Origin of the sequence: Desulfoluna spongiiphila, from assembly GCF_900101345.1 — a bacterium.
In the GTDB taxonomy this organism is placed as follows: Bacteria; Desulfobacterota; Desulfobacteria; order Desulfobacterales; family Desulfolunaceae; genus Desulfoluna; species Desulfoluna spongiiphila.
Genome location: NZ_FMUX01000009.1, coordinates 232134 through 238399 on the forward strand (window position 1 = coordinate 232134; position 6266 = coordinate 238399).

Genomic DNA, 6266 nt, shown 5'->3' on the forward strand with positions numbered 1-6266 from the left:
TAAACTTTTTACGGCACACATACCTCTTAATTTCCAACCAATTGGCACATCAAAGGAGACTGGCACTCTTTTACCCTTCATCCCCCCGATATAATCGGCACGAAGGGTTTTTCAAATGTTCAGTTCCCTTAACAAATTGGCTCAAAATATCTGCGCCTCGTTCAAGCTACGCCCGAAAGTTTACCCGCGTTCCCCGGCTTCGATCCCGGCCTGCTCTTCCCGCATCTCTTTAAGCAGCATCCCGGCCTCCTCTTCGATGAGTTCGCCCCAGACCTTTGGCCCAGCGATCTGGGTCCAGCCGCCGCAAGGTGTGAGCCTCACATCCTTCATCACCTCGTCCAGGGTGGCCACGATCTTGTGGCCCCAGGCCTCGATCCGTTCTACCTGATCTATGTGCTTGCCGAGCTTCATGGCCCGGGACCGGCGGTTACACATAATGACCCTCCGTCTCCAATCGGTTGATGCCTTCGGCGATGTCCGCTTCCCACTTCTGCCTGAGCCAGTCCATGTCCTCGGGCCGGAGGGTTTCGCCGCGGTCGAGGACACCCATCAGATAGCTGATGACGTGGGCCCCGCGCTCAAGGGTGCCCCGGATGTCCTCAACGGTTCCTTCCGTAAATGTGATCTGTTTACACATTGGTCTCTTCCTGCTTGGTATCTGTGCCGATGGATGTGGCTCTCACCCCGACAAACATCGGCCCATATTCATTTCATTGTCTGTTGATGGTTATGCGTAAATAACGTCGAACTTGGCCTGCTCGGTTTTGATGGCCAAATAAAAGGAGCCGAACGCCTGGAGGGCTTCAAAGGTTTCTTTCTCGCAATCGGCCAGCTCGCCTTTGTCCAGGCTGTTGTCGTTGCTCAAGCCCTCGGCCAGGGCTTTGATGGCCTCGGCGGATTCTTTTGCCATGGTGGCGCAGTACTGCATCCAGCTTACGGGGCTGATTCTGCCCTCGTCCTTTGGGATGGGCAGGCTGATGCGGCCGTAATGGCGGTTGACCTCGTCGAGGCTGGTGAGGTTTCCGGTTTCTTCCAGAATCACCATCCAGTCCAGAAGGCCCAGCTTGTTGGATCTGCGGCCAACGGACCGGGGATCCACGTCTGCGTAGAGGGTCTGGGGCCGGATACCCAGACGCCCGGCCAGCACCTTGGCCCCATGGTCCTTCACGCCCCGTTGAATGTTCCCTAAAAGTTCAATGAATTCAGACCTGTACATGAGTTACTCCACTATTTTCAGGTTATCTATTCGAATTGAAAGTGAAATACTGTTTTGGCAGCAAGCTGCCACTCAACTTTTTTGCTTGCGTCACTCAACATTTATGGCAAGATGGACCCACTCAACATTTGGGAGGCCAAATATCCGAGGGCTCTTTTTTAAGAGCGTCTGCAATCACGCCCCTGACAGGGGAACCCGGATACCGGCCTGCCATGACATGGCTCACCATGGAGCGGGAAACCTCCGCTTTTATGGCAAGATCAATGGGACGAAGACCTATGGCCCTCAGATCCTTTTTGATTTCGTCTTTGGTCATGCTGGTTTTGGTCATGCTCTCCTCCAAATGATTTATTTTGTTGAGCGTCTACTCAACAAAGTTTCCCAAACGGAGAATTATGTCAAGTAGAATTTCACAAATGGAAAATATTGCAGCCCGCCTAACCGAGGTTATCAATATTAAATGCGATGGAAAATCAACGGTTTTTGCCAAGAAAGCCGGTATTCCTGTTGCAACTTTCCATAACTATATGAAAGGCCGAACCCCATCAGCTGAAGCCATGTTTCACGTTCGTGAAACTTTTGGTGTCAACATCAACTGGCTACTATCCGGCGAAGGGGAAATGTTCGACACTGAGGCCGTGACAGCAAAAACTTCCGATGATGACCTCATCATGGACTTGGAAGTTCTGCACCGAATTATCAAGTGGGTTGAAGAATGGCTGGACAGAGAAAATAAATCCCTCCCCCCGGACAAAAAAGCCCGATTCATTGCCTTGGCTTATGAATATTTTACGACGCCCAAAGAGGGTGGGGATGGCAGGGATGTGAATGATAAGGATATGAATAAATGGCTGAGGCTGGTGGTGTAATCCAAGCAGGCCTCACAACAAAAACTTGCCACCAATAACGAATACGAGGAACCACGAATGGCTGTTCCAAAGGTTTTTGTCAGCTCAACATGTTTTGATTTGAGTGAAATCAGAACTCAACTTAAGGATTTCATAAGATCTTTTGGATTTATTCCTGTTTTAAGCGAGTATGGAAATGTTTTTTATAACCCAGACTTAAACACTGCGGATTCTTGCTTGAATGAAGTTGAAAATTGTCAACTTTTTATTTTGGCCATTGGTGGTCGATTTGGTTCAAAAATCGAACCTGACAAGAATAAATCTGTCACCAACGCAGAATACGAGGCAGCCGTATTGGCTAAAATCCCTATATTTACATTAATTAAAAGCGATGTACTTAGCGACCACCGCGTATACGAAAAAAACCAAAATTCTGAAATAAAAAAATCTATAGCCTATCCTTCCATTGATGACAACTGCCAAGAACATGCAATTGATATATTCGAATTTATTGATAAGATTTACACCTCACCGACCAATAATGCTTGTGAAGGATTTAACAAATTCTCTGATATTGAAAGCTACCTTAGAAAGCAATGGGCGGCATTCTTCAATAATTTGCTCATGAAGAGAAAAAATGAACAATCGCTCCAACCAATATCAATGCAAATCAACGAACTTGAAGCGGCAAATCAAACATTAAAAAACTATTTAGAAGAACTAATTAGAAACACTCTAAATACAGATGCTCAAAAAATAATATCTAACGAAAAAGAAAGAAACCTAAAAGAGTCAGAAAGAATCACAAAAATCCGAGCAGTTCCTTTTATAAACTTTCTTACCAATCAGTATAATTTCAGCTATGACTTAGTAATACAGCTAATTCAAAAGGCTCAATATTTCGATGATATAATCGCAACTTTAGGCGTATTCTCTGGTGATTTTGAATTTAATCGTACTAAAAGTTGGTGGCTAAATGGAGGATCAAGTAATCCAGAACAAATCAATATCATCCGAAACACACTGGAATTGCATTCACTATCATGGAAAACACCACCCCCCCCACCTTCTATGCCTTTACCAGCGGCCCCCCCACAATTGGGAAATGCCTCATCTTAAAAATCAATTACCATAAAGGCCCATGCGAGTACGCATTCGGGCCTTTTTTCTTACCAGTATGTCCTGTATGCCCTCCCTCAGTTGCACAAAAGAAAAGCCTGCGATAGATGCACACCCTTTAATACAAGTATGGAGATGTTGCAGACATGAATCGCGAAGCAATTGAAGCCCAACTCCGCCATTCAAAAAAACGCCCCGGATGCCATGGTGTTTTTTTGTGTTGTCCCCGTCGGTATATTCGGCTAACGTAAAAATCTCTCACCCCGATAAACATCGGCCCATATCCGGTCCTTCCGGTATGGGTTCTTTGTGTTTGCCCCGGAAGGCGTTCTTAGAAGCTTTAAGGGGAGAGATCATGACCCACACCATTTGCCACACCCAGGCCGCGGTTCGCGGCCCCAAATCCACCCTGCCCCTGGAGGAGATCCAGCGCCTCCTGGACGAAGGCCACAAGCAGACCGACGTGGCCCAACTCTTCGGCACCAGCCAACCCACCATCAGCCGCCTTTGCCGAAACACCCACTCGGCCGCGGTCAGGAAAGAACCCAAGGACGGCCCCATCTGCACCTGCTGCGGCCAGCACACCGTGGCCAAGGGGAACCGGTTTCTCTGTTCCTGGTGCTTCACCCACGCGGATACCGCCGGACCTGCTTTTTCCGAACACGCCCTGGCCTTCTGAACCGGGGACACCCCTTCAGATGGTCTATGGATAGACCCCCTCAATACAATGGAGTTGGTTTCATGGATTTGACACACAGTGAAATGGAGGCGATGGCGGCGGCCATCGCGGGAAAGGTGGCGGACACTCTGCGGGCGGAGCAGACCGCTCAACGGTGGCTCACCCTGGAGGAGGCGGTGGAGTATGCCAGGGCATCCAAGAACTCCCTGCGCCGCTGGATCGATGCCGGACACATTTATGCGTTCAGGCGCACGGGAAAACTGATCGTGGACCGGGAGTCCATTGACGCCTGGTACTCTTCGGAAATCATCAATTTCCCTACATGAATCTTGACCTTGGACTCAGATTGACATGGCAGTGAAGCTCTCTTACCGTGTCTCCATGCCGAAACTGTGGAGACACCCCGACTACGACACGTTCTATGCTCTCTGGCAGGAGGGGCCGAAGCGACGACGCAAGGCCCTCTGCATGCCGGGATCCAGACGTGCCACCAAGGACCCGAAGCTGGCACAGAAGCTGTTCACCCAGTTCACCCGGCGGCTCATGGCCGGGCAGGTGGCCGCCATCAAGACCGGGCACACCGTAAGCTTCGGGGCCTTTAAAAAGGAGTTTCTGGACTACGTGGAGACAAACCGGTCCGAGGGGACCTTCCTTGCGTACAAGCAGGGGATGGACAAGGCGTCCTCCTGCTGGGGGGATACCACGGACGTCAATCAGATCAACACCCGCCACCTGGACAAGCTGGGCACGGACCTGTTCCGGGCGGGCCTGGCACCGGCCACGGTGAACAAACACTACCGCCACGTGAAGGCCGCCCTGAAAAAAGCAGCCAAGTGGGAATACATCGACCACGCCATTGATTTTCCCAAGCCCGTGAAAGAGCCCAAGAGCATCCGCTACATTCCCAAGGAACACATGGCCCGGATCATGGCCCACATCGACGAGCCCGAGTTCTACGACTTCTGCACCCTCTCCTGCTACCTGGGCCTGAGAAACGGGGAAGCCTTGCGCCTGACCCTGGCCGACGTGGACAACCCACCCGACTACCTGCGCATCGTGCCCTTACAGAAAAACCGGAAAGAGTCCCGTGTGCCCATCAACGCCACGGCCCGGGATACCCTCTCCCGATGCATGGCCAGGGCCCGGGAGAAGAAACGGCAAAAACTCTTCCGCTGGAAATGCCGCACCCACATGGGTCAGAAGTTCAAGCTGGCCGTCCGGGCCGCCGGGTTCGAGCACTACCGCTTCCACGACCTCCGCCACACCTTCGCCTCCTACCTCGCCATGGGTGGCGCCAACCTCCAGGCCATCCAGGAGCTCATGCGCCACGAGTCCATGGCCTCCACCCTCATCTATTCCAAACTCTCCCCGGACCACCTCAAGGCCGCATCTGAGCAATTTTGCCTTACCCTGGGGCCCATGCCCTTGCCCACGGGTACGGATGAATAGAAGAAGCGTTGCCTCCGGCGAGCAGCGCCCGTTCCGTAAAGTTACCGTAGAGTTTTTGCGGAGCTTTTTTAAAGGAGAGGCCCGAGGGGCGGGGATGCCGTTTTTTTACTGTAACGAAACTGTAACGAAAAACGGGTCTATTTGGGGCTACTTGGCCACATCTGAAACGCAAAAAAGTTTCCCGCCTTTTGGCAAGAAACTTTTTTAACCAACTGAAATCTCTGATGAAATTTTATGGTACCCGGAACGAGAATCGAACTCGTACAGTCTTGCGACCGAGGGATTTTAAGAACTCGCCAGCACCAAATAAAACCAATATATTACTTTAAACTATACGGAAACTTGACGGAAATTCGATTTATTTGGGCATTGGTGGCCACGGAATCGAATCGGTCACTGCGGTCAACGTCGTAGGAAGATCCCTCAACTGCATTCTGTATGTTTCCCACTCCCCCCGCTTGTTTTGATCAATCGGATAATCCGGCATCATTGTATAGTCGCATGCTAATAGCTTTTCATCCCGTTGTGCCCTTACCACAGTATCCAGCCAAATACTTAAATCCACTTCCCACTCGTTGCCATTCCATGAAGAATACGCAACTGGGACCTTATCGGTCCAAGTAGCATCTGGCTTTACACCTATCTCAGTTATCTCATAACAAGCCCGTGTTACTGTATCGTAATAAATCTTATTTCGATAATCTGGCTTCAATATCCATGTATCCCCACCGAAAACGGCAACCTCATTCTCATCGAAATCAGGCGGCGAGTGTATCGTAGTATGAGCTGGTATCAAGAAACTATCATCAAGTGGTGATTTTCGAGCGTCAAGGGATCTGAGGTATTCTCCTGTTATGGGACTATAGCTGTATATTTTCATTGATTCATCCTTTAATATCGTATGCAATACATAACAGAAATGTTTTTCGGCCTTGCTTCATTTCCACCATCAGGG

10 protein-coding genes are annotated in these 6266 nt (G+C 50.0%); 5 read left to right on the forward strand and 5 right to left on the reverse strand.

Annotated elements, in window-relative coordinates; all coding sequences use genetic code 11:
• Positions 1-180 precede the first annotated feature (180 nt).
• From BLQ12_RS13925 to BLQ12_RS13940, 4 genes are all read right to left on the reverse strand, one after another.
• Positions 181-435 carry a hypothetical protein gene (locus tag BLQ12_RS13925; RefSeq protein ID WP_092211268.1) on the reverse strand — a complete coding sequence of 85 codons (255 nt, stop codon included), beginning with the start codon at positions 433-435 and terminating at the stop codon, positions 181-183.
• The gene (locus tag BLQ12_RS13930; RefSeq protein WP_092211269.1) at positions 428-637 is read right to left on the reverse strand and encodes a hypothetical protein; all 210 of its coding nucleotides are present in this window, start codon (positions 635-637) and stop codon (positions 428-430) included. The genes BLQ12_RS13925 and BLQ12_RS13930 overlap by 8 nt, the downstream gene beginning before the upstream one ends.
• Before the next feature lie 90 nt (positions 638-727).
• On the reverse strand, positions 728-1216 hold the full coding sequence (locus BLQ12_RS13935; RefSeq protein WP_092211270.1) for a phage regulatory CII family protein: 489 nt from the start codon (positions 1214-1216) through the stop codon (positions 728-730).
• A 121-nt stretch (positions 1217-1337) separates the two neighbouring features.
• Complete coding sequence (locus tag BLQ12_RS13940; protein ID WP_092211271.1) at positions 1338-1547, reverse strand: helix-turn-helix domain-containing protein; 210 nt, start codon at positions 1545-1547, stop codon at positions 1338-1340.
• Between the two features lie 64 nt (positions 1548-1611).
• On the opposite strand from BLQ12_RS13940, the gene BLQ12_RS13945 reads away from it, so the two are divergent.
• The 5 genes from BLQ12_RS13945 (at position 1612) to BLQ12_RS13965 (ending at position 5311) form a co-directional block, all read left to right on the forward strand.
• Positions 1612-2085, forward strand: a complete 474-nt coding sequence (locus BLQ12_RS13945) for a helix-turn-helix domain-containing protein (RefSeq protein ID WP_139163984.1) — start codon at positions 1612-1614, stop codon at positions 2083-2085.
• 57 nt (positions 2086-2142) lie between these two features.
• Positions 2143-3183 (forward strand): DUF4062 domain-containing protein, encoded by a 1041-nt coding sequence (locus BLQ12_RS13950; RefSeq protein ID WP_092211273.1) that lies wholly within the window; start codon positions 2143-2145, stop codon positions 3181-3183.
• A gap of 355 nt (positions 3184-3538) precedes the next feature.
• The gene (locus BLQ12_RS13955) at positions 3539-3862 is read left to right on the forward strand and encodes a helix-turn-helix domain-containing protein (protein WP_092211274.1); all 324 of its coding nucleotides are present in this window, start codon (positions 3539-3541) and stop codon (positions 3860-3862) included.
• 62 nt (positions 3863-3924) lie between these two features.
• Positions 3925-4188 (forward strand): helix-turn-helix domain-containing protein, encoded by a 264-nt coding sequence (locus tag BLQ12_RS13960; RefSeq protein WP_175469787.1) that lies wholly within the window; start codon positions 3925-3927, stop codon positions 4186-4188.
• 25 nt (positions 4189-4213) lie between these two features.
• Positions 4214-5311 carry a tyrosine-type recombinase/integrase gene (locus BLQ12_RS13965; RefSeq protein WP_092211276.1) on the forward strand — a complete coding sequence of 366 codons (1098 nt, stop codon included), beginning with the start codon at positions 4214-4216 and terminating at the stop codon, positions 5309-5311.
• Positions 5312-5669: 358 nt separating this feature from the next.
• On the opposite strand, the gene BLQ12_RS13970 is transcribed toward BLQ12_RS13965, so the two are convergent.
• On the reverse strand, positions 5670-6191 hold the full coding sequence (locus tag BLQ12_RS13970; protein WP_092211277.1) for a tail fiber assembly protein: 522 nt from the start codon (positions 6189-6191) through the stop codon (positions 5670-5672).
• Positions 6192-6266: the final 75 nt, after the last annotated feature.

Bases quoted from the DNA above. Each gene is read 5' to 3' on its own strand.
- BLQ12_RS13925 (WP_092211268.1), bottom strand. From the start codon at position 435: ATGTGTAACCGCCGGTCCCGGGCCATGAAGCTCGGCAAGCACATAGAT.
- BLQ12_RS13930 (WP_092211269.1), bottom strand. From the start codon at position 637: ATGTGTAAACAGATCACATTTACGGAAGGAACCGTTGAGGACATCCGG.
- BLQ12_RS13935 (WP_092211270.1), bottom strand. From the start codon at position 1,216: ATGTACAGGTCTGAATTCATTGAACTTTTAGGGAACATTCAACGGGGC.
- BLQ12_RS13940 (WP_092211271.1), bottom strand. From the start codon at position 1,547: ATGACCAAAACCAGCATGACCAAAGACGAAATCAAAAAGGATCTGAGG.
- BLQ12_RS13945 (WP_139163984.1), top strand. From the start codon at position 1,612: ATGTCAAGTAGAATTTCACAAATGGAAAATATTGCAGCCCGCCTAACC.
- BLQ12_RS13950 (WP_092211273.1), top strand. From the start codon at position 2,143: ATGGCTGTTCCAAAGGTTTTTGTCAGCTCAACATGTTTTGATTTGAGT.
- BLQ12_RS13955 (WP_092211274.1), top strand. From the start codon at position 3,539: ATGACCCACACCATTTGCCACACCCAGGCCGCGGTTCGCGGCCCCAAA.
- BLQ12_RS13960 (WP_175469787.1), top strand. From the start codon at position 3,925: ATGGATTTGACACACAGTGAAATGGAGGCGATGGCGGCGGCCATCGCG.
- BLQ12_RS13965 (WP_092211276.1), top strand. From the start codon at position 4,214: ATGGCAGTGAAGCTCTCTTACCGTGTCTCCATGCCGAAACTGTGGAGA.
- BLQ12_RS13970 (WP_092211277.1), bottom strand. From the start codon at position 6,191: ATGAAAATATACAGCTATAGTCCCATAACAGGAGAATACCTCAGATCC.